General features: G+C 74.3%; 19 protein-coding genes. 10 read left to right on the top strand and 9 right to left on the bottom strand.

Annotation, left to right across the window (positions count from 1 at the left end):
* The first annotated feature begins 85 nt into the window (after positions 1 to 85).
* Both ACFWDO_RS01935 and ACFWDO_RS01930 read left to right on the top strand, forming a co-directional pair.
* On the top strand, positions 86 to 1,039 hold the full coding sequence (locus tag ACFWDO_RS01935; RefSeq protein WP_380319409.1) for a class I SAM-dependent methyltransferase: 954 nt from the start codon (positions 86 to 88) through the stop codon (positions 1,037 to 1,039).
* A 92-nt stretch (positions 1,040 to 1,131) separates the two neighbouring features.
* Positions 1,132 to 1,791: a maleylpyruvate isomerase N-terminal domain-containing protein gene (locus tag ACFWDO_RS01930; protein WP_380319412.1), complete on the top strand. Its 660-nt coding sequence runs from the start codon at positions 1,132 to 1,134 to the stop codon at positions 1,789 to 1,791.
* 63 nt (positions 1,792 to 1,854) lie between these two features.
* Here the strand turns inward: ACFWDO_RS01930 and ACFWDO_RS01925 are convergent, their stop codons facing one another.
* Both ACFWDO_RS01925 and ACFWDO_RS01920 read right to left on the bottom strand, forming a co-directional pair.
* Positions 1,855 to 3,006: a glutamate--cysteine ligase gene (locus ACFWDO_RS01925; protein ID WP_380319415.1), complete on the bottom strand. Its 1,152-nt coding sequence runs from the start codon at positions 3,004 to 3,006 to the stop codon at positions 1,855 to 1,857.
* 69 nt (positions 3,007 to 3,075) lie between these two features.
* Positions 3,076 to 4,299: an SAM-dependent methyltransferase gene (locus tag ACFWDO_RS01920; protein WP_380319418.1), complete on the bottom strand. Its 1,224-nt coding sequence runs from the start codon at positions 4,297 to 4,299 to the stop codon at positions 3,076 to 3,078.
* Between the two features lie 220 nt (positions 4,300 to 4,519).
* On the opposite strand from ACFWDO_RS01920, the gene groES reads away from it, so the two are divergent.
* A complete protein-coding gene (groES, locus tag ACFWDO_RS01915) occupies positions 4,520 to 4,816 on the top strand; it encodes a co-chaperone GroES (RefSeq protein ID WP_079572552.1) in 297 nt (98 codons plus the stop codon).
* 57 nt (positions 4,817 to 4,873) lie between these two features.
* Here groES and ACFWDO_RS01910 read toward each other — a convergent pair whose 3' ends face one another.
* A complete protein-coding gene (locus tag ACFWDO_RS01910; protein WP_380317624.1) occupies positions 4,874 to 5,164 on the bottom strand; it encodes a WhiB family transcriptional regulator in 291 nt (96 codons plus the stop codon).
* A 203-nt stretch (positions 5,165 to 5,367) separates the two neighbouring features.
* Between ACFWDO_RS01910 and ACFWDO_RS01905 the strand changes: the two genes are divergently transcribed.
* Both ACFWDO_RS01905 and guaB read left to right on the top strand, forming a co-directional pair.
* Positions 5,368 to 6,492: a MerR family transcriptional regulator gene (locus ACFWDO_RS01905; RefSeq protein WP_380317621.1), complete on the top strand. Its 1,125-nt coding sequence runs from the start codon at positions 5,368 to 5,370 to the stop codon at positions 6,490 to 6,492.
* A gap of 97 nt (positions 6,493 to 6,589) precedes the next feature.
* Positions 6,590 to 8,107 carry an IMP dehydrogenase gene (gene guaB, locus ACFWDO_RS01900; protein WP_380317618.1) on the top strand — a complete coding sequence of 506 codons (1,518 nt, stop codon included), beginning with the start codon at positions 6,590 to 6,592 and terminating at the stop codon, positions 8,105 to 8,107.
* A 106-nt stretch (positions 8,108 to 8,213) separates the two neighbouring features.
* Here guaB and ACFWDO_RS01895 read toward each other — a convergent pair whose 3' ends face one another.
* Complete coding sequence (locus tag ACFWDO_RS01895; RefSeq protein ID WP_380317614.1) at positions 8,214 to 9,839, bottom strand: flavin monoamine oxidase family protein; 1,626 nt, start codon at positions 9,837 to 9,839, stop codon at positions 8,214 to 8,216.
* A 242-nt stretch (positions 9,840 to 10,081) separates the two neighbouring features.
* On the opposite strand from ACFWDO_RS01895, the gene ACFWDO_RS01890 reads away from it, so the two are divergent.
* Positions 10,082 to 10,720: a Rid family hydrolase gene (locus tag ACFWDO_RS01890; RefSeq protein ID WP_380317611.1), complete on the top strand. Its 639-nt coding sequence runs from the start codon at positions 10,082 to 10,084 to the stop codon at positions 10,718 to 10,720.
* A gap of 70 nt (positions 10,721 to 10,790) precedes the next feature.
* Here the strand turns inward: ACFWDO_RS01890 and ACFWDO_RS01885 are convergent, their stop codons facing one another.
* Both ACFWDO_RS01885 and ACFWDO_RS01880 read right to left on the bottom strand, forming a co-directional pair.
* Positions 10,791 to 12,326, bottom strand: a complete 1,536-nt coding sequence (locus tag ACFWDO_RS01885; RefSeq protein ID WP_380317608.1) for a helix-turn-helix domain-containing protein — start codon at positions 12,324 to 12,326, stop codon at positions 10,791 to 10,793.
* Between the two features lie 110 nt (positions 12,327 to 12,436).
* On the bottom strand, positions 12,437 to 13,204 hold the full coding sequence (locus ACFWDO_RS01880) for an exonuclease domain-containing protein (RefSeq protein WP_380317605.1): 768 nt from the start codon (positions 13,202 to 13,204) through the stop codon (positions 12,437 to 12,439).
* A gap of 54 nt (positions 13,205 to 13,258) precedes the next feature.
* On the opposite strand from ACFWDO_RS01880, the gene ACFWDO_RS01875 reads away from it, so the two are divergent.
* From ACFWDO_RS01875 to ACFWDO_RS01865, 3 genes are all read left to right on the top strand, one after another.
* The gene (locus tag ACFWDO_RS01875) at positions 13,259 to 14,383 is read left to right on the top strand and encodes a GuaB3 family IMP dehydrogenase-related protein (RefSeq protein ID WP_380317602.1); all 1,125 of its coding nucleotides are present in this window, start codon (positions 13,259 to 13,261) and stop codon (positions 14,381 to 14,383) included.
* Entirely contained in the window at positions 14,380 to 14,847 is a 468-nt protein-coding gene (locus ACFWDO_RS01870) for a GNAT family acetyltransferase (RefSeq protein ID WP_380317599.1), read from the top strand. The genes ACFWDO_RS01875 and ACFWDO_RS01870 overlap by 4 nt, the downstream gene beginning before the upstream one ends.
* 70 nt (positions 14,848 to 14,917) lie before the next feature.
* Positions 14,918 to 16,540 carry a succinic semialdehyde dehydrogenase gene (locus ACFWDO_RS01865; protein ID WP_380317596.1) on the top strand — a complete coding sequence of 541 codons (1,623 nt, stop codon included), beginning with the start codon at positions 14,918 to 14,920 and terminating at the stop codon, positions 16,538 to 16,540.
* Here the strand turns inward: ACFWDO_RS01865 and ACFWDO_RS01860 are convergent.
* From ACFWDO_RS01860 to ACFWDO_RS01850, 3 genes are read right to left on the bottom strand one after another with little or no spacing between them, the layout of a single operon-like run.
* On the bottom strand, positions 16,537 to 17,184 hold the full coding sequence (locus tag ACFWDO_RS01860) for a vancomycin high temperature exclusion protein (RefSeq protein ID WP_380317593.1): 648 nt from the start codon (positions 17,182 to 17,184) through the stop codon (positions 16,537 to 16,539). The two genes, ACFWDO_RS01865 and ACFWDO_RS01860, sit on opposite strands and share 4 nt — an antisense overlap.
* A 9-nt stretch (positions 17,185 to 17,193) precedes the next feature.
* Positions 17,194 to 18,132, bottom strand: a complete 939-nt coding sequence (locus ACFWDO_RS01855) for a DUF4031 domain-containing protein (protein ID WP_380317590.1) — start codon at positions 18,130 to 18,132, stop codon at positions 17,194 to 17,196.
* The gene (locus tag ACFWDO_RS01850) at positions 18,129 to 19,469 is read right to left on the bottom strand and encodes a carboxylesterase family protein (RefSeq protein WP_380317587.1); all 1,341 of its coding nucleotides are present in this window, start codon (positions 19,467 to 19,469) and stop codon (positions 18,129 to 18,131) included. Before ACFWDO_RS01850 ends, ACFWDO_RS01855 begins: the two co-directional genes overlap by 4 nt.
* Positions 19,470 to 19,546: 77 nt before the next feature.
* Between ACFWDO_RS01850 and ACFWDO_RS01845 the strand changes: the two genes are divergently transcribed.
* On the top strand, positions 19,547 to 20,065 hold the full coding sequence (locus tag ACFWDO_RS01845; RefSeq protein ID WP_380317584.1) for a gluconokinase: 519 nt from the start codon (positions 19,547 to 19,549) through the stop codon (positions 20,063 to 20,065).
* Positions 20,066 to 20,068: the final 3 nt, after the last annotated feature.

Here is a 20,068-nt window from a genome sequence, read left to right as displayed (position 1 = left end):
CGGGACCGTCTGACCGGCACCGTCCGACCGGCACCACCCGAAAAGGCCTCGTCGCGGCCGGTGAGCGTCGGTAGCGTCGCGACGCGTGGACACCGCGCGCCCGAGCATCTACCAGCACCCGCTCGCCTACCTCGTCGGGCTCGAGGGGGTGGCGCTGCTGCGGGCGTTCGCCGGCGAGCACGACCGCGCGTTCGTCGAGGCCCGGCTCGCGGACGTGCGCGCCCTGCTGGACGCTGCCGAGAAGTTCGACGGTCATGACGTCCCGCCGATCAGCACCCAGGACGGCTACCGGCACTGGGCGCCCCGCTATGACGGCCCGAACGGGTTCTGGGGCATGGAGGAGCCGCTCGTCCGGCCGCTGATGGAGCGCCTGCCCCGGGGTGTCGCGATCGACGCGGCGTGCGGTACGGGCCGGCACGCGGAGTGGCTGGTCGAGCAGGGGCACGACGTGCTCGGCGTCGACTCGTCGCCCGACATGCTCGAGATCGCCCGCGCCAAGGTCCCCGGGGCTCGGTTCGCCGAGGGGGACCTGCACCACCTGCCGGTGCCCGACGCCTCCGCGGACCTCGTCCTCGTCACCCTCGCGCTGTGCCACGTGCGGGACCTGGGGCCGGTGTTCGCCGAGCTGGCGCGCGTGCTGCGGCCCGGCGGGCACCTGGTCGTCTCCGACACGCGCGGGTACTTCGTGGGCTCGCCGCTCTACCCGCTGGTCGAGGGGGCGGACGGCGAGTTCGGGTACATCCCGAACTGGAGGCACGCCACGAGCGAGTACCTGCAGGCGGCGCTGCCGGTCGGGTTCGTGCCCCGGTTCTGCCGCGAGTACGCGGGCGGGGGCGCCGACGATGCCGACGGCGGCCCCGAGTACACGGCGGCCCCGGACGCCGGCACCGGCGGGTTCGACCCCGCCGCCGACCCGGCGTTCGAGGACCCGACGAGGCCGCCGAACATCTGGGAGATGATGCCGTGGGTCGAGGCGGCCTCCCGCGCGGCGTACGCCGGCACGCCCTCGCTTGTCGTGTGGGACTTCGAGAAGGAGTAGCCGCACTCGGATCGCGACACACGATTTGTCACGAGGCTGCCGTCCGTGGACGCAGGCTCATGCTCGGTTCGTGTCGTGCCAGACTCGGCGCGATGAGCCCTCTGACCAGCCCGGGCGCCGTCCGCGCCCCGTACCTCGAGGCGGCCGCCAGGGCCGCTGCCCTGCTGCACGACCCACGTGTGGCGGGCGCGTGGGACGAAGGATCGATCCTGGACGGCATGACGCTCGGCGCGCTCGCCGGCCACCTGGCGCGCAGCATCCTCCAGGTCGAGTGGTTCCTCGACGGGCCGCTCGGCCAAGGCATCGAACCCACGACCGCGGTGACCTACTACGCCCGCATCGTGGACGCCCCGGACCCGGGCTCGGCGCTCAACCGTGGCGTGCGAGCGCGCAGCCAGGAGTCCGCGCTGGCGGGCGCTGGGGCCGTGGCGAGCGACACCGCGGAGGCGCTCGACCGGCTGCGCGCCCGGCTCCCGCAGGAGCCTGCCGACCGCCGCGTGGCGATCCTGCACCGGCCTGGCGAGGAGATGCTCCTCGACGAGTACCTCCGCACCCGGTGCGTCGAGCTGGCCGTGCACACCGACGACCTCGCCCTCAGCGTCGGGGCGGACATGCGCGCGCCCGACGCTGCGACGGGGGTCGCGATCGACCTCCTTGTCGCCGCTGGCGCCGAGCGGCACGGCCGGCTCGCCGTCCTGCGTGCCCTCACCCGGCGTGAGCGAGACGATGTCGGGGCGCTGCGCGTGCTCTGAGTCAGGCCCGACGGCCGCACCTGCAGCACGGGCGGACCGGTCCGCTCGCGGTCTCCCGGCTCGTCACACCGTCGCGGGCAGGGGCCGGCCCGCGTGCAGCTCGGCGACGAGCGACGCGACGACGGCCTCGAGCGCGTCCTGCCCGCCGCCGTGGGCGCGGGCCACCGCCCGCTGCCGCTGGTACGACGCGCCGCCGCGCACGATCTCGCGCGCGCCGTCGAGCTCGGCGGCGCAGCCCAGCCGCTCGGCGACGGGCTCCAGGGTCGCCAGCAGGCGGGGGAGCGCGTCCGTGACGAGCTCCTCCTCGCCGGCGTCGTCGAGGATGATGATCGCGTCGGTCCCGTAGCGGGCGGCGCGCCACTTGTTCTCGTGCACGAACCACGGCGGCAGGGTGGGCAGGCGTCGGCCCTCGTCGAGCATCGTCGACAGGTGCTCGACCAGGCAGTGCACCAGCGCGCCGAGCGCGGCCAGCTCGAGGGTGTTGGACGTGCCGTCGCAGATGCGCACCTCGACGGTGCCGAAGTGCGGGGCCGGCCGCACGTCCCAGCGCACCTCGGTGAAGTCGTCGATGACGCCGGTGTGCAGCATGTCCGCGACGTACCGCTCCAGCTCGGCCCAGGCGCCGAACTGGTACGGCAGCCCCGCTGTCGGGAGCTGCTGGAAGATCATCGTCCGCATCGAGGCGTACCCGGTGTCGTCGCCCCCGAAGAACGGCGACGACGCCGACAGCACCTGAAGGTACGGCAGGTACACGAGCAGCGAGTTCACGATGGGCAGCACCTTGGCCCGGTCCTCGATGCCCACGTGCGCGTGCACGCCGTAGACGATCTGCTGGCGCCCCACCACCTGCGCCCGGTCGACGACGGTGGCGTACCGCTCCTTGTCGGTGACCTTCTGCTGCGACCAGTGCGCGAACGGGTGCGTGCCCGCGCCCATGAGGTCGACGCGCATCGGGCCGGTCGCGTCGTGGATCGCGGCGATCCCCCGCTCGAGGTCCGCGATCGCGTCGGGGACGGTGCGCCGCACACCGCTGATCACCTCGACGGTGTTCCGCAGGAACTCGGGCTTGACGTAGCGGTGGCGCACGTCGTCGGCCACCGCCTCGATGACCGCGGGGGCCACCTGCCGGAGGTTGCCGGAGTCGGCGTCGACCAGCGCGAGCTCCCACTCGAGGCCGACGCTCGACCGGTCGGAGGCGGCGAAGTCCAGCACCATGCGGGCCATGCTTCCACGGGGGGACGGCGGGCCGCGCGCCGGTCCGGCGGCGTCCCGGTCCGCGCGGGATCAGCGCAGCGGCTCGACGACCAGCACGTGCTGCGCCCCGCCGACGCGCGTGAGCACGAGCGTCGCCTCCGCGTCGCCCTTCGGCGAGAGCTGGGCGCGCAGCTGCTCCGGCGTCACGGCGGTGCCCCGCTTCTTGATCGTGAGGCGCCCGACGCCGCGCTCGCGCAGGTACGCCTTGAGGCGCTTCAGGTTGAACGGCATGAGGTCGAGCACCCGGTAGCCGGTGGCGAGGGGTGCGACCCCGGCGGCCTGCGGCGCCGCGGGCTGGTCGGTCGTGACGTACGCGATGGTCCGGTCGAGCAGGCGCCCGCCGAGCTCCGCGGCGGCGTGCGCCACGAGCCCGGCCCGGATCACGGCGCCGTCAGGCTCGTACAGGTAGGCGCCGGCGGGCCCGACGTCGGGAACGAGGTCCGAGCCGTCGCCGTCGGTGCGCAGGGTGCGGGACGCCGTCGCGCCGTCGCGCGTCGTGAGCACGAGGGCGGAGCGGCCCGGCCCGGCCGGGGCGAGCGGGCCGAACCACAGGCCCGCCTCGACGACGTCCCCGTCCACGGACACCCACTGCGTCTCCGCGTCCTCCGGGAGCCCCTGGTGCGGGATGCCGGGCCCGACCTTGATCCCGAGGGCGGGGACCTGGTCGCGCAGCGCCCAGACGGCGTCGAGCGGGGGCGCGTAGGCGGCGGGGTCGAAGACGCGGCGCCCGCCACGCGTGCGCCGGGCCGGGTCGGCGTACACGCCGTCCACGCCCTCGGCGGCGAGGTCGAGCGCGAGCCCGTCGGCGTGCCGCACCTCCGCCTCGGGGAAGTGGCGCAGGTTCACGGTGGCGAGCGCGGCCGTCATCTCGTCGACGTCCGTGGCGAGCACCCGCAGGCCCACGCCCGCGAACGCGAGCGCGTCGGCGCCGATCCCGCTGGTGAGGTCGGCGACCTTCGTGACGCCGGCCGCGAGGTAGCGCCGGGCGTGCAGGGCGGCCACCACGAGGCGGGTCGCCTGCTCGACGCCGTCGGGCGTGAAGAGCATCCCGTCCGCGAAGTCGCCGAGCTTGGCGCGGGCCTTGGCGCGCAGCCGCGACTGGGTGAGCGCGGCGGCGGCGAGGTCGGGGTCGACCCCGTCGGCCCGCAGCCGCGTCGCGAGCGTCATGGCCTGCTTCTCGTCGTACGGGGGGAGCGAGTTGAGCAGCGCCCACCCGTCCGGGCTCAGCAGCTTGCTCACGGAGGCGGCGTCCATCGGGCCATCGTCTCAGGCGCGCCGGGGCTCTCGGGCGCGGCCCGGGCGTGACGCCCTCGGCGAACTGCTGGCACTCGACTTGTCAGAGTGCTAACGCCTGCCTAGATTTGTCGTCAGCGACCGCAAGGCTGTGCCGGCACCCGCGACGACGGCCGGCCCTCGGACGCGACCTGGTCAATCAGCAAGTCCATCCACGCATCGCGAATCAAGGAGGTCCGACGTGTCGGTCCCCATCAAGCCGCTCGAGGACCGGATCGTCGTCAAGGCCATCGAGGCCGAGACCACGACCGCTTCCGGCCTGGTCATCCCGGACACCGCCAAGGAGAAGCCCCAGGAGGGCGAGGTCCTGGCCGTGGGCGAGGGTCGCTTCGACGACAAGGGCAACCGCGTCCCCGTCGACGTCAAGGTCGGTGACAAGGTCATCTACAGCAAGTACGGCGGCACCGAGGTCAAGTACGCCGGCGAGGACTACCTCGTCCTGTCGGCCCGTGACATCCTCGCGGTCGTCGTCGCCTGACGACGCCGAACGCAGAAGGCCTCGCACCGTCGTCGGTGCGAGGCCTTCGTGCTTTGCTCAACCGGTCTTGCGTGCTCCGCCGGCGAGGATCGCGGACCGCTCGTCCTCGCTGAGGCCGCCCCACACCCCGTAGGGCTCGCGGACCCGGAGCGACTGCTCGCGGCACTGCATCATCACGGGGCACGAGCGGCAGATCGCCTTGGCCGCCTCGGCGCGGCGTCGACGCGTCGAGCCGCGCTCACCCTCGGGGTGGAAGAACAGCGTGTCGTCCGCGTCGCGGCAGGAGCCCTGGTACTGCCACTCCCACAGCTCCATCACCGGACCGGGAAGCCTCGAGATCTCCGTCATGGCGAACAACCTACAAGTTGTGCAGAAGTTGTTCAAGGTCCGGTTTTGTGACCGGGTTCGATGATTCAGTGTTCAACTTTCCGGTGCGCGCTGAACGGGTTCGACCGGGTTCTGAACTGCTTTGACCTGCGTCGACGAGATGTTCCGCGGCGCGCCCGGTGGCGCGGTGGCGACCCTCCGATCCTCTCGGCAGAATCGACGCCATGACCTCATCCCGGCCCGCCCCTCACGGGGGCGGGTCTCGCGCGTCGAGCCCTGGCCTCGCCGTCGCCGCGGTCGCCAGGCGCCTCGGGGTGGCCCCCGCCACCCTGCGCACGTGGGACCGCCGCTACGGGCTCGGCCCGTCCGCCCGCACCGCAGGCTCGCACCGTCGCTACACGCCCGAGGACGTGGCGCGGCTGCTCGTCATGCGCCGGCTCACCCTGGAGGGGGTCGCGCCGGTCGACGCCGCGCGGGCCGCGCTCGAGGCCGGCGTCCAGGAGCTGGAGGAGGCGACGGAGCAGGCCGCGTCCTCGGCGTCCGGCGAGGATGGCCAGGACTCCTCGGAGGGTGCGGGCGAGCGGCCCGCGCCAGCGGCCGGCGACGAGCCGCCGCGGCCGGGACGCGCGCACCTGAGGGCCCTGCCCGGCGGCGGCGAAGGAAGCCCTGCGGCCAGCAGCCACGTCCCGGGTGGGAGCGCTTCCGGCCGGGTGTCCGCCGTCGTCGACGCCGCCCTCGCGTACGACCAGCAGGCCTGCGACGAGATCCTGGCCATCCCGGCGCAGGGCGACCCCGCGGCATGGTGGACGGAGATCGCCGAGCCCGCGTGGCAGCGGGTCGCCCAGCGGACGGTGCTCGCCGGACCGGGCGCCGTGCCGGAGGTGGTGCTCGCGACCGCCGCCCTGCGTGCGCTGCGCGACTTCACCGAGGCGTTCGAGCGGGCCATGGTCGCCGGGGGCGCGCCGCCGGCCAACCACCCGAGCCGGATGCGCAAGATCGTCCTCATCTTCGCCGCGCCCGACGAGGTGGTGCCGTTGTCGGCGCACGCCCTCGCCGCCGCGCTGACCGCGAAGGGCGCGACCGCGCGGATCGTCACCGGCCCGGCCAGCACGCACCGCTCGCTCGAGCTCGTGACGATGGTGCGGCCCGCCGCCCTCGTGCTCGCCACGTCGCAGCGGCGCCCGGACCTCGACCTCGTGCACGCCGTGCACGAGGGGTTCGCGGAGCTGCCGATCATCGTCAGCCTGCGCCGCGACGACGCCGCGAGCGAGCTGCCCCTGGCCGCGACCGTGCAGCGCGTGCGGTCGTTCACCGCGATGCTGCACGAGGCCCTCGCCGTCGTGGCGTGAGCCGCGACGGGAGCCGCGACGTGAGGTCCGCCACGGGCGGCCCCCGCAGGGGCGGACGGCCGGAATAACCGAGGGCCTCAGAACGTAGACTCCTGTCATGACGGACTCGACCTCGCCCGCGCACGACCCGTTCGGATTCCTCGGCCTCACCTACGACGACGTCCTGCTGCTGCCGGGGTACTCCGACCTCGCCCCGTCGGACATCGACACCACGTCGCGCCTCACGCGCGAGATCTCCCTGCGGGTGCCGCTCGTCTCGGCCGCGATGGACACCGTCACGGAGTCGCGGATGGCGATCGCGATGGCCCGCCAGGGCGGCATCGGCGTCCTGCACCGCAACCTCTCCATCGAGGACCAGGCGTACCAGGTGGACCTGGTCAAGCGGACGCAGACCGGCATCATCTCCAACCCGGTGACGATCGGCCCGGACGCCACCCTCGAGGAGCTCGACAAGCGCGCGGGGGAGTACCGCATCTCCGGCTTCCCGGTCGTGGACGCGGGCGGGCACCTCACCGGCATCGTCACCAACCGCGACCTGCGCTTCACGCCCGTCGCCGAGTGGGGCACCACCAAGGTCTCCGAGGTCATGACGCCCGCCCCGCTCATCACGGGCCCGGCCGGGATCTCGCGCGAGGACGCCACGCTGCTGCTGCGCAAGCACAAGCTCGAGCGCCTGCCGCTGGTCGACGACGAGGGCCGGCTCGCGGGGCTCATCACCGTCAAGGACTTTGTGAAGTCCGAGCAGTTCCCGAACGCCTCCAAGGACGGCCAGGGCCGCCTGCTCGTCGGCGCGGCCATCGGCTACTTCGGCGACGCGTGGCAGCGGGCGACCACGCTGGTCGACGCCGGCGTCGACATGCTCGTCGCGGACACCGCGCACGGCAACGTCGCGATGCTCATCGAGATGGTCCGCAAGCTCAAGACGGACCCCGCGACCCGCCACGTGCAGGTGATCGGCGGCAACGTCGCGACGAAGGAGGGCGCGCAGTCGTTCGTCGACGCGGGCGCGGACGCGATCAAGGTCGGCGTCGGACCGGGCTCCATCTGCACCACGCGCATCGTCACCGGCGTCGGCGTCCCGCAGATCACCGCCGTGTACGAGGCGTCGCTGGCCGCTCGGGCCGCGGGTATCCCGGTCATCGCCGACGGCGGCATGCGCCACTCGGGCGAGATCGGCAAGGCGATCGTCGCGGGCGCGGAGGCCGTGATGCTCGGCTCGATGCTGGCCGGCACCGAGGAGGCGCCCGGCGAGACCATCCTCGTGAACGGCAAGCAGTACAAGGCGTACCGCGGCATGGGCTCGATGGGCGCCATGTCCTCGCGCGGCAAGAAGTCCTACTCCAAGGACCGCTACTTCCAGGCCGAGGTCACCAGCGACGACATGATCGTGCCCGAGGGCATCGAGGGGCAGGTGCCGTACAAGGGCACGCTGCACACCGTCGCCCACCAGCTGGTCGGCGGGCTGCACCAGTCGATGTTCTACGTCGGAGCCCGCACCATCCCCGAGCTGCAGGCCAAGGGCCGCTTCGTGCGCATCACGTCGGCGTCGCTCAAGGAGAGCCACCCGCACGACGTGCAGATGACCGTCGAGGCGCCGAACTACGCCGGCTTCTGAGCCGCGGCCCCCGGCGGCCACGAGCGGCCACGAACCACGCCACGACGACGGCCCGTGCCCTCCCTCGCGGAGGACCCGGGCCGTCGTCGTTCCCGGGCGTGGAGGGTCAGGACGCCATCACGCGCGCGTGCAGCGCCTGCACGGCGTACCGCGCGGACCAGAACGCGCCGTGCTGCCAGGCGGACACCTCGGACATCCAGTCGCCCGCGAAGAAGACGCGGCCGGCGCCCTGCTGGAGCATCTTGAAACCCGTCGACGACGTGTCCGGGTACGCCCAGGCGCCCTCGATGTACGGCACCTTGTGCCAGGCGATCGAGAACGAGGACTCGAGCTCGCTGCGGTACTTCTCGCCGTGGATCTTCACGCCCTGGGCCACGGCGCGCCGCTCCCGCTCGCGGGGCGTGAGGTCGGCGTACGTGCGGGCGTTCGTCCCGGTGTTGTAGTAGCCGACCACGAGGCCCTTGCGCTCCCCGTACCCGTACGACGGGTACCAGATGTGCGCCAGGTCCATGTCGGTCTCCGTGATGCCGCCGAAGATGCGGTGGTCGTCCTCCCACCACCGGGACCGGTACTGCAGGCCGATCTTGCCCGCCGGCGAGCCGACGGCGAACTCGCCCAGGGCGGCGTCGATCCCGGCGCCCCAGTTCGTGTCCCACTTCCGCATCTGCCCGGCCGGCGCGGCCACGACGGCGAAGTCCGCCTCGATCTGGCGCGCGGGGCCGTGCGCCGGCGTGTAGGTGACGCGCACGCCGCCGGGCGTGTTCTCGACCCCCGTCACCGGCGAGCTGAAGTGCACGTTCTGCGAGCCGATCGCCTTCACGAAGTACCGGTACGTGGTGTCCATGCCGCCCTTCGGCTGGAACATGAGCATCGACTGCTCCCAGTTGATCTCGAACGGGAAGTACTGCCCCACCTTCGAGGCCAGCACCTCCGAGACCGTGCCGGGCCCGGCGAGCGGCGTGCCGTGCTCGTTCCACGCCGACGGGTACGTCGCGAACCCGCGGTTGTCGCCGCCCGCGTACGTGCCGTCCGACTTCAGCGAGCCCCAGCTGCGCAGGAAGGAGCGCAGGTTCTCCTTGTCGGCCGCGGTGAGCTTCTGGTCCAGCGCGCCCTGGTCGGTGGCGTAGGTCAGCAGCTCCGAGGTGTACCCGAAGACGTCCGCCTTGGCCGTGCGGTAGCGGACCGGGTTGCCGGGCGTCGCGCCGCTCTTCTCGTTGTAGAGGTAGGCGTCCGCGTTCGCGTTGGTGAACACCTCGTACGGCACGCCGAGCTCGCGCAGGTAGTCCATGGTCACCATCCACTGCGCGATGCGGCCGGCGCCCGCGTTCATGTAGATGCCGTCGTCGAACCGCGCCGTCTGCGTGACCCCGTCGACGTCGGTCTCGGAGTCGCCGCCGCGGATCGTCAGTGTGCGGCCGCCGGGCCGGTGCCGCGCCTCGAGCACGGTGACCCGGTACCCCGCCTTCTGCAGCTCGTAGGCCGACGCGAGCCCCGCCGGCCCGGCGCCGACGACCACGACCTTCTTCGCGGAGCGGCCGGTGAGCGTGAAGTCGCTGCCGCGGGGCGGGGTCCAGGCCGCGGCGGTGGGCTGGGCGGCTGCCGTGGGGGCGAGGCCCATCGCCCCCATCGTGGCGAACATGACGCCGGCGCTGGAGCCCACGCCGACGGCCTGGAGGAAGTTGCGGCGGGAGACGCCGGACGGGCGGCCGTCGGTGACGGTGTCAGTGACCATGGGCACTACCTCTCGTGTCGACAGGTCTGACGGACGGACGCGGGCGGCCCTCGATGCCGGGCGCCGCCGTCAGCACCGCGGCCGACGGTAGGAGGGGCAGGTCACGGCACGGGGTCGGGGGCGTTTCCGGGCCGTCGCCCGCGGTAACGAGTGCGTTTCGCCGGCGTCGCCGCAGGTCGGAGACTTCTGATGGACCACCGGCCGTCATCGCGCCGAAACGGCGCACCCCTACGTTCCCCGGCATGAAGAACACCACGAAGGTCGTCCTCGCGGTCGTCGTCTCGACCGCCGTCGCCGTGCCCGCCACCGCCGTCGCGGGCGGGCGCCTCTTCGAGCCCCGGCCCACCGAGGCGCACTCGTTCGTCACGGGCGCCACCCCGTCGATCGCCGACGGCGTCGCCATCGGCAAGAACGTGGCCTGGTACAAGTCGTCCGGGCTCGGCCCGTCCGCACTGAACAAGGCACCGGGCGCGACCGCGGAGGAGCGGTACATCCCCACCGACGTGTTCCCGGGCGGCGAGCTGCCCGACGGCGTGACCCTCACCGAGGCCCAGGGGATCAACGCGCTGATGCGCATCGGGGAGAACCTGGAGCGGGCGGGGCTGTCGTACGACGACGTCGTCTCGATGCGCGTGTTCCTGCAGAACCCGGACGGTGCGGAGGCGATGGACTTCGCGGGCTGGAACCGCGCCTACCGCCAGTTCTTCGCCAACACGAACCTCGCGACGGGCGCGACGCTCGACGTCGCGCTGGGCTCGACGACCGGTGCGCCGATGGTGGTCAATGCGGCCCGGCCCTCGCGCTTCGCGCTGGAGATCGAGAACCTGCCCGTGGACGGCTGGCTCGTCGAGGTGGAGGTCGACGCGGTCTACGACCGCTAGGCCGCCGACGGACGCGGCCTCCCGGGCGGCGGCGGGGCGTTCCGGCGCGCCGCCCGGGAGGTCGGGTGGATCAGTCCTTGAAGGTCTCGATGTTGGCGCCGAGCTCGCGCAGGCGCTCGGTGAGGCCCTCGTAGCCGCGGGCGATGATGTCGACGCCGCGCAGCACGGACGTGCCCTTGGCGGCGAGCATCGCCAGCAGGATGACGACGGCGGGGCGCAGGGCAGGCGGGCAGCTCACCTCGGCGCCGGACCAGCGGGTGGGCCCGGTGATCTGGAGGCGGTGGGAGTCGAGGAGCCGCACGTCGGCGCCGAGGCGCGTGAGGTCCGTGAGGTGGATGGCGCGGCCCTCGTAGACCCAGTCGTGGATCAGCGTGGTGCCCTGCGCGTTCGCGGCGATGACGGCGAAGAACGGCAGGTTGTCGATGTTCAGGCCGGGGAACGGCATGGGGTGGATCTTGTCGATCGGGGCGTGCAGCTCGCTCGGGTGCACGGTGACGTCGACGAGGCGCGTGCGCCCGTTGCGCGCGACGTACTCCTCGCTCTGCGTGTAGCGCAGCCCCATCTCGGCAAGGGTCGCGAGCTCGATCTCCATGAACTCGATCGGGACGCGGGCCACCGTGATCTCCGACCCGGTGACGATGCCGGCGGTGAGCAGGCTCATCGCCTCGACCGGGTCCTCCGAGACCGCGTACTCCACGTCGACGTCGATGTCCGTGCGCCCGTGGACGCGCAGCGTCGTCGTCCCGATGCCCTCCACCCGGACGCCCAGCAGCTCCAGGTAGAAGCACAGGTCCTGGACCATGTAGTTGGGGCTGGCGTTGCGGATCGTCGTCACGCCGTCGCGGCGGGCCGCGGCCATGAGCGCGTTCTCGGTGACGGTGTCGCCGCGCTCGGTGAGCACGACGGACAGGTCGGCGCCCGAGGCGGGCGCGACCGTCGCGTGGTAGTTGCCGCCGGTCGCGGTGACGGCCAGGCCGAACGGGCGCAGCGCGATCATGTGCGGCTCGACGGTGCGGGTGCCGAGGTCGCAGCCCCCCGCGTACGGGAGCTCGAAGGTGTCGCGCAGCCCGAGCAGCGGGCCCAGGAACATGATGATCGAGCGGGTGCGGCGCGCGGCGTCGACGTCGATGGCGGCGAGGTCGAGCTGGTCGGGCACCACGATCTCGAGGTCGCGGCCGCCGGTGGTCCACGTCGCGCGGACGCCGACGGAGCGCAGCACGTCGACGATCCGGTCGACCTCGACGATGCGGGCGACGCCGCGCAGCGTCGTCCTGCCGCGGTTGAGCAGCGAGGCGCACAGCAGCGCGACCGCGCCGTTCTTGGAGGAGTTGACGTCGATGCGGCCGGAGAGGGTCTGGCCGCCGCGCACGCGCAGGTGTGCGTGCTTGGACCCGCCGAGGCTGATGATCTCGGAGTCCAGGGCGAGGCCGATCCGGTTGAGCATCTCGAGGCTGACGTTCTGGGCGCCCTGCTCGATCCGGTGGACGGCGCTCTGGCTGGTGCCGAGCTGTTCCGCGAGCTGGGTCTGGGTGAGGCCGCGGTTCTGGCGGGCGCCGCGGATGAGGGCGCCGACCTGACTCAGGGGTGCATCGTCGATCATCGTCATGCCGGCGACGATATCTCATGGATGAGATATTGGGGACCCGATCAGCGCCCGAGGTCGCGAAAATGCCCTCCAGGGCAGGCGATTCATCCGTGTGGTGAGATGCGCCTCGTTCAGCGGGCGCCCGCCGCGGGCCACGCGGTGGACGTGGGCGGGCGCCCGTCGGCCTGTGCGGCGCGCTCGGCGTTGACCCGCTCGGCCCACGCGCGGTGCGCGCCCGACTGCGCGGCGTGCAGGGCGTCGAGCGCGACGCCGCGCAGGTGCGGGTGCGCGGCGAGCTGGGCGTCCAGGACGTCGAGCGTGGCCAGGACGTCGACGTCGGCCGTGTGCAGGTCGCCGTCGCCCTCGATCCCGTACAGCGCGCAGAGGTCGCCGAGGCGGCGCTTGCCCGCGCGGGCGCCGTCGAGCCACCGGTCGAGCACGAGCGGGTCGAGGACCGGGGCGACCGGGCGGCCGAGCCGCTGGGGGACGGTGGGCAGGCCGTGGCGGGCGAGCTCGACGTCCAGCAGCGTCAGGTCGAAGGACGCGTTGTACGCGACGACGGGCACACCGTCGCGCACCTGCGCGACGAGGATCGCGGCGATCTCCTCGAGCGCGCCGATCGGCTCCCGGCCGTGCGCCCGGGCGTGGGCGGTCGTGATGCCGTGGATGGCGGTGGCCTCGGCCGGGATCTCGACGCCCGGGTCGAGCAGCCAGGTGCGCACGCTGCTGCCGCCGGGGGAGCGCAGCACGAGCGCCGCGGTGACGATGCGGTCGGACCGGACGTCGAGCCCCGTGGTCTCCGTGTCGAAGCCCAGCAGCGGGCCGCGGGACCAGCCGGGCTCGGGCGGGGCCGCGGCGTGCGCCGCCCCCGCTGCCTCGTGGTCCGCGTACGTCGTCATGTCCACGGACTGTGCCACCGGCCACCGACAGGACCGCGCCGGTAGGCTGTCCTGGTGAGCAACGAGATCGAGATCGGGCGCGGAAAGCGCGGCCGCCGCGCATACTCCTTCGACGACATCGCGATCGTGCCCTCGCGGCGCACGCGCGACCCGAAGGACGTCTCGGTGGAGTGGCAGATCGACGCGTACCACTTCGACCTGCCGATCATGTCGGCGCCGATGGACTCCGTCATGAGCCCGGCCACCGCCGTCGCGCTCGGCAACCACGGCGGCCTCGGCGTCCTCGACCTCGAGGGCCTGTGGACCCGGTACGAGTCTCCCGAGCTGCTGCTGGCCGAGATCCGCGACCTCCCGGCGGGGGCTGCGACGCGGCGCATGCAGGAGATCTACGCCGAGCCCATCAAGCCCGAGCTGATCACGCAGCGCCTCAAGGAGATCCGCGCCGCGGGCGTCACCGTCGCCGGCGCCCTGTCCCCGCAGCGCACGCAGGAGCACTACCAGACCGTGGTCGACGCGGGCGTGGACCTGTTCGTCATCCGCGGCACCACCGTCTCCGCCGAGCACGTCTCCGGCAACGCCGAGCCGCTGAACCTCAAGCGGTTCATCTACGAGCTCGACGTGCCCGTCGTCGTGGGCGGCGCGTCCACCTACACCGCGGCGCTGCACCTCATGCGGACCGGCGCGGCCGGCGTCCTCGTCGGCTTCGGCGGCGGCGCGGCGCACACCACGCGCGTGGGCCTCGGCATCCACGCCCCCATGGCCACGGCCGTGTCCGACGTCGCCGCGGCCCGCCGCGACTACCTCGACGAGTCGGGCGGCCGGTACGTGCACGTCATCGCCGACGGCGGCGTGGGCCGCTCCGGCGACATCGTCAAGGCCGTCGCCTGCGGCGCCGACGCGGTCATGCTGGGCGCGGCGCTCGCGCGGGCGTCCGAGGCGCCCGGCCAGGGCTGGCACTGGGGCCCCGAGGCGCACCACTCCGTGCTGCCCCGTGGCGAGCGCGTGGAGGTCGGCACGGCGGGCACCCTCGAGCAGATCCTCTTCGGGCCCAGCGGCACCGCCGACGGCACGCTCAACCTCGTCGGGGCGCTGCGGCGGGCCATGGCCACGACCGGCTACTCCGACCTCAAGGAGTTCCAGCGGGTCGAGGTCGTCGTGTCGCCGTACCAGCCGCGGTGACGGCCGGCGCCACCACCCCGACCACGATCCGGGACGCGCCGGACGTCGCATTCCGGGAGATCGAGGACGGCGACGTCGATCGGGTCGTCGCGCTGTGGGAGGCCTGCGGGCTGACCCGGCCGTGGAACGACCCGCGCCGCGACGTCGCCGACGCGCGACGCACCCCGACGTCGACGGTCCTCGTCGGCCTGGCGGGCGAACGCGTCGTGTCGTCCGTGCTCGCCGGCCACGACGGGCACCGCGGCTGGCTGTACTACGTGGCCGTCGACCCGCAGGTGCAGGGCAGCGGCCTCGGTCGCGCCACCGTGGCCGCCGCGGAGGACTGGCTGCGGGGCCGGGGCGTGCGCAAGGTGCAGCTCATGGTACGGGCCACGAACACGCGGGTCGTGGGCTTCTACGACCGCCTGGGGTACGCAGAGCAGGAGACCGTCGTGCTCGGGAGGTGGCTCGACGGGTCGCGCTGAGAGCGAACGACCCGGACGAACCGGGACGGGGGTTGCGGACCGGTCAGACTGTCCGCGTAGGGTGTCGGCCATGTCCACCGCGCACGAGGGCGAAGGCGCTCTCGGGGAACTTCTGGACCCCGAGCTGCCCGCCGCCACCTATGTCCTGGAGCCCGACGTCGTGGAGCCGCTGACGCGGCGCATCGTCACCTCCCACTCCGCCGGGACGCACCGCTCGACGCTGCCCTTCACGGGAGCCCCGCTCGCGGCGTTCCCGCTGTCGTCGCCGGACGACGTGGCGACGGCCGTCGGGCGCGGCCGGGCGGCGCAGGCCGAGTGGGCCCGCACGCCCGTCCGGGAGCGCGCCGCCGTGCTCGACCGCCTCGGCGCGCTCGTGCTCGCGCGGCAGTCGGAGATCCTCGACCTGATCCAGATGGAGTCGGGCAAGGCGCGCCGCAGCGCGTTCGAGGAGGTCGCCGACGTCGCGCAGGTGTGCCGGCACTACGCCGTGCGCGGCGCGCGGTACCTGGCCGACCGGCGCGAGCCGGGGCTGCTGCCGGCGCTCACCGGGGTGCGCGTGCACCGCCGCCCCGTGGGGGTGGTCGGAGCCATCGCGCCGTGGAACTACCCGCTGACGCTCGTGCTGTCCGAGGCGGTGCCCGCGCTGCTCGCAGGGAACGCCGTGGTGGTCAAGCCGGACCCGCAGACCACCCTCTCGGCCCTGTGGGTCGCCGAGGTGCTGCAGGACGCCGGCCTGCCCGACGACCTGTTCCTCGTCGTCACCGGCGGCGGCGAGATCGGTGCCGCCCTCGTGCAGCACGTGGACCACGTCGCGTTCACCGGGTCCACCGCGACGGGCCGCAAGGTGGCCGCGCAGGCGGGGGAGCGGCTCATCGGCGCGACGCTCGAGCTGGGCGGCAAGAACCCGCTGTACGTCACGGCCGACGCCGACCTGGACTCCACGGTGCCGGGCGTCGTGCGGGCGTGCTTCGCCAACGCGGGCCAGCTGTGCATGTCGATCGAGCGCCTCGTGCTGCACGAGCGGATCGCCGACGAGTTCCTGGAGCGGTTCACGGCCGCCGTCCGCGACCTCACGCTCGGCACCGGTCTCGACTACACGTCCGACGTCGGCTCGCTGGTCTCCGCGGCGCAGCTCGACCGCGTCACCGAGCACGTGGACGACGCCCTCGCCAAGGGCGCCCGCGCCCTGGTCGGCGGCGTGCACCGCTCCGACGTCGGCCCCTTCTTCTACGCGCCGACCGTGCTCGACGACGTCCCCGAGGACGCGCTGTGCGCCCGCGAGGAGACGTTCGGGCCCGTGGTCGCGGTGACGCGCGTCGCCTCGGACGACGAGGCCGTGCGCGTCATGAACGACACGGACCTCGGCCTCAACGCGAGCATCTGGTCCCGCGACGTCGCCCGCGCCCGCCGCCTCGCGGCGCGCGTCGAGGCCGGCACGGTGAACATCAACGACGGCTACACCTCCGCGTGGGGCTCCCCGGGCGCGCCGATGGGCGGGTTCAAGGCCTCCGGGCTGGGGCGGCGGCACGGCCGCGAGGCCGTCGACGCGCTGACCGAGGCGCAGACCGTGGCCGTGCAGCGGGGCGCCCGCCTGGGCCTGTCCATGGACACGCTCTACGCGCTCGGCGGGGAGACACCCAGCCGGCTGCTCACCGTGGCGCTCGGCGCCATGCGCCGGCTGCGCCTGCCCTAGCCGAGCTCGCGCACGGCGGCGCGCCACGACGCGGGGACCTCGCGCACGTGCCACCACAGCCAGTGGCGCGGGGTGGCGCTCGCCGACGAGACGCCCAGGCCCTGGGCGTCCAGGCCCGCGCGGGCGCAGCTGAACAGAGCGCGGCGCAGGTGGTAGTCCTGCGTGACGACGACGGCGGTCCGCGCCCCGGTGAGGTCGACCGTCCGGCGGCACGACGCCGTGGTGTCGAGGCCGTCGCGGTCCAGGGTGAGCGCCTCGTCGGGCACGCCCCGGGCGAGGATCCACTCGCGCATCGAGGCGGGCTCGTCGTAGGGCGTGCCGTCCCGGCGCGGCTGGCCGTCGCCGCTGAGCACCACGCGGTCGGCGACGCCCGCGTGGTAGAGCTCGGCCGCCGCGTCGACCCGCCGCCGCAGGTAGGTGGACGGGGTACCGTCGGGACGCAGGCCGGCGCCCAGCACGAGGATCGCGTCGACGGGCTCGACCGCCTCGACCGACGGGCGCACGCGGGACTGGCCGGTGAGCTGCACCCAGGCGACCGGGACCACCAGGGCGACGGCGAGCGCGCCGAGCGTCGCGGCGGTGGCGACCAGGGTCCGGCGGCGCCGGCGCGGGTGGGCGGGACGTCCGGGCGGGGTCGCGGTCACGACGGCAACCTAGCGCCCGGCGGCCAGCCCGTCCCGCTCGCCGCGCAGGTTGCGCCGCGCGGCGTCGTCCCAGCGCCTGGCGGCGGCGGCGGAGCGGTACAGGTGCGGCATCCCCGCGAGCTGGTCGAGGACGGCGGCGCGGCCGGTGCGGAAGGCGTCGTCCGGCACGTGCCCGTACTCCGCCCGCACCTGCGCGGCGTACCGGGCGTAGCGGCGGGGGTCCGCGCCGAGCACGGCCAGATCGGCGTCGCTGACGAGCGCGCCCGACGCGTCGCCCGGTCCCGGCGCGTGGTCGGTCGTGACGAGGACGAGGCGCTCGACCTCGGCGACGTCGCCCGTCGTCAGCCCGCGGGCGCGCCCGGCCGGGCGCGCGGTCCCGGCGAGCGGGCCGAGCAGCGTTGCGACCAGCCCCGCCGAGCGCTCCTCGTCGCGGCCCGCCTCGCCGTCGTGCACGGCGTCGTGGAACCACAGCGCGACGGCCGCGTGCCAGGCGTCCCCCGGTGCGCCGTCGGCCGTCAGCAGGTCCAGGGAGTCGAGGGAGTCGGCCAGGTGCAGCCGCGAGTGGTAGACGCGGTGCGGCTCGCGCCAGCGGTCCACGAGGTCCTGCCCCACGGCGTCGACCCCGGCGTCGGGAAGCTCCCACAGCCGCGCCCACCGCGCGCGCAGCGCGTCGCGGGAGGCCCGCCGGCGCTCCCACCCCGGCACCCGCAGCACCGAGCCGGCGAGCCGCCGTGACAGCTCGCCGCCCGTGACGGGCACGGCGCCCGCGGCGACGAGGGCGTCGTGCAGGTCGGCGGGGACGTCGTAGTGGTCGAGGTCGAACGCCCGGTCGCGCACCCCCTGCGCGCGGGCGAAGGCCCGCAGCTCGTGCAGGGAGCTGTCGGACACGAGGTGGGACCACAGCGTGCCGTGGGCGGGCCACGCGGGCGGGTCGAGCCAGAGCGTCATCGGCCCGCCCCCCGGTCGACGCGTGAGTAGACGAGCGCGCCCGGCACCTCGCCGCGCGCGCCGAGGTCCTCGCCCCGCGCGAAGGCGCCCCACACCGCCCGCACCCCGCGGGCGCTGCGCTGCAGGTCCTCCCAGGACGCGCCGTCCGTGAGGGCCGCCGTCGCCCACGCCTTCTCGTCGCCGAAGAGCAGCGGCAGGTCCACCGTGTGGGCGGCGCCCCACGGGTTGCCCTGCGCCGCCCACGTCACGACGTACCGGTACGCGGTGCCCCCGGCCGCCGCGTGCCGGGCGGCGAACCGGCGCGCGGGACGCCCGTAGACCCGGGCGGTGACGGCCGCGACCATCGCGCGCCGCGCCCACGGCCCGACGACGGGCAGCTCGGCGATCCGGCGCACGGCGGGCAGGCGGCGCACGAAGAGCCGCGCCTCCTCGGCGGTGCTGCCGACGAGCAGCGCCACCTGCGGGGCCGCGGCGTCCCACGCCGCGACAACCTCGTCCTCGGGCGGCAGCGGGTCGTGGCCGTACTGGGTGCCGAACGGCATCGCGGCGCGCAGCCCGAAGCCGCGCGCGACGTCGCCGACCCGCGCCTCCGCGGCCACGACGTCGTCGACCGGCGTACGCGCCGACACGCCGGCCGCGGCGCGCGCCATGGCGGCGTTCATCCGCGCCCGGCCGCGGGAGATGCCCAGCGGCGCGCTCTGGACGATCGCACGGGAGAACAGGCCCGCCGCGGCCGGCGCCGCCATGAGGTGCGCGACGGCGTCCCCGCCCGCGGACTGCCCGAAGAGGGTGACGCGCGCCGGGTCGCCCCCGAACGCTGCGATGTTGCGCCGCACCCAGCGCAGCGCCTCGAGCTGGTCGAGCAGCCCCAGGTTGGCGGGGCGGTCCGGGCCGCCGTCGCCCAGGTAGCCGAACAGGCCCAGGCGGTAGGTCACCGTCACCACGACCACCCGCTGCTCCGCGACCAGCGGGCGCGGGTCCATGACCGGCACGTCCCCGGCGCCGGCGGTGTACGAGCCGCCGTGGATCCACACCATGACGGGCAGCCGGTCGTCGGGGCCCGCGTCGGCGGGCATCGTCACCGACAGGCGCTGGCAGTCCTCGTCGACGGGCACGCCCGACCCGGCCGGGCCCAGCACCTCGTCGAGGAGCGGCACCGGCCCCTGCGGGCACGCGGGCGACCAGGACGTCGCCTCCAGCACCTCGGCGCGGTCGGGGGCGGGCACCGGGCGCCGGAAGCGCTCGGCGTGCGCGTAGGGGATGCCGGTGGCGCGGCGGACGTCGCCGTCCGCCCAGCCGCGGACCGGGCCGCAGGGAGGACTGAAGTGCAGCGTCACGCGTCGAGACTACGGCGGGAGGGCGCGACGCGGGGCCCGGCTTGCGGCGGGCCCGCCCCGCCGGGAATGCTCGGCGCATGACTGCCACGGGGGACGGCGCCCATCTCGTCGTCATGGGCGTCGCGGGGTCCGGCAAGACGACGGTGGCGGCCCTGCTCGCCGACCGTCTCGGCCTGGAGCTCGCGGAGGCCGACGACTTCCACCCGGCCGCGAACGTCGCCAAGATGCACGCCGGCCACCCGCTGACCGACGAGGACCGGGCCCCGTGGCTCCTGGCGATCCGCGACTGGCTGGACGGTCACTCGGGCGGCGGGCGGCACGCCGTCGTCACCTGCTCCGCGCTGAAGCGGGCCTACCGCGACGTGCTGCGCACCGCCCACAGCCCCGTCCGGTTCGTCCACCTGGACGGCCCGCGCGAGCTGCTCGCCGAGCGGCTGGCCGCCCGCAAGGGGCACTTCATGCCGCCGTCCCTGCTCGACTCCCAGCTCGAGACCCTCGAGCCGCTCGACCCCGACGAGGACGGCTTCACCGTCGGGATCGGGCCGGCGCCCGAGGAGATCGTCGACGAGATCGTGGCGCGCCTCGGCCTGGGGTGACGC

It is taken from the genome of Isoptericola sp. NPDC060185, from assembly GCF_042728595.1.
Classification (GTDB): domain Bacteria; phylum Actinomycetota; class Actinomycetes; order Actinomycetales; family Cellulomonadaceae; genus Isoptericola.
Note: the sequence above shows the minus strand (reverse complement) of the source record. Positions and strands in the feature narration are given on the sequence as shown.

Coding starts and splice junctions, on each gene's coding strand:
- ACFWDO_RS01930 (WP_380319412.1), top strand. CDS start 1,132: ATGAGCCCTCTGACCAGCCCGGGCGCCGTCCGCGCCCCGTACCTCGAG.
- ACFWDO_RS01925 (WP_380319415.1), bottom strand. CDS start 3,006: ATGGTGCTGGACTTCGCCGCCTCCGACCGGTCGAGCGTCGGCCTCGAG.
- ACFWDO_RS01920 (WP_380319418.1), bottom strand. CDS start 4,299: ATGGACGCCGCCTCCGTGAGCAAGCTGCTGAGCCCGGACGGGTGGGCG.
- ACFWDO_RS01910 (WP_380317624.1), bottom strand. CDS start 5,164: ATGACGGAGATCTCGAGGCTTCCCGGTCCGGTGATGGAGCTGTGGGAG.
- ACFWDO_RS01905 (WP_380317621.1), top strand. CDS start 5,368: ATGACCTCATCCCGGCCCGCCCCTCACGGGGGCGGGTCTCGCGCGTCG.
- guaB (WP_380317618.1), top strand. CDS start 6,590: ATGACGGACTCGACCTCGCCCGCGCACGACCCGTTCGGATTCCTCGGC.
- ACFWDO_RS01895 (WP_380317614.1), bottom strand. CDS start 9,839: ATGGTCACTGACACCGTCACCGACGGCCGCCCGTCCGGCGTCTCCCGC.
- ACFWDO_RS01890 (WP_380317611.1), top strand. CDS start 10,082: ATGAAGAACACCACGAAGGTCGTCCTCGCGGTCGTCGTCTCGACCGCC.
- ACFWDO_RS01885 (WP_380317608.1), bottom strand. CDS start 12,326: ATGACGATGATCGACGATGCACCCCTGAGTCAGGTCGGCGCCCTCATC.
- ACFWDO_RS01880 (WP_380317605.1), bottom strand. CDS start 13,204: ATGACGACGTACGCGGACCACGAGGCAGCGGGGGCGGCGCACGCCGCG.
- ACFWDO_RS01865 (WP_380317596.1), top strand. CDS start 14,918: ATGTCCACCGCGCACGAGGGCGAAGGCGCTCTCGGGGAACTTCTGGAC.
- ACFWDO_RS01855 (WP_380317590.1), bottom strand. CDS start 18,132: ATGACGCTCTGGCTCGACCCGCCCGCGTGGCCCGCCCACGGCACGCTG.
- ACFWDO_RS01845 (WP_380317584.1), top strand. CDS start 19,547: ATGACTGCCACGGGGGACGGCGCCCATCTCGTCGTCATGGGCGTCGCG.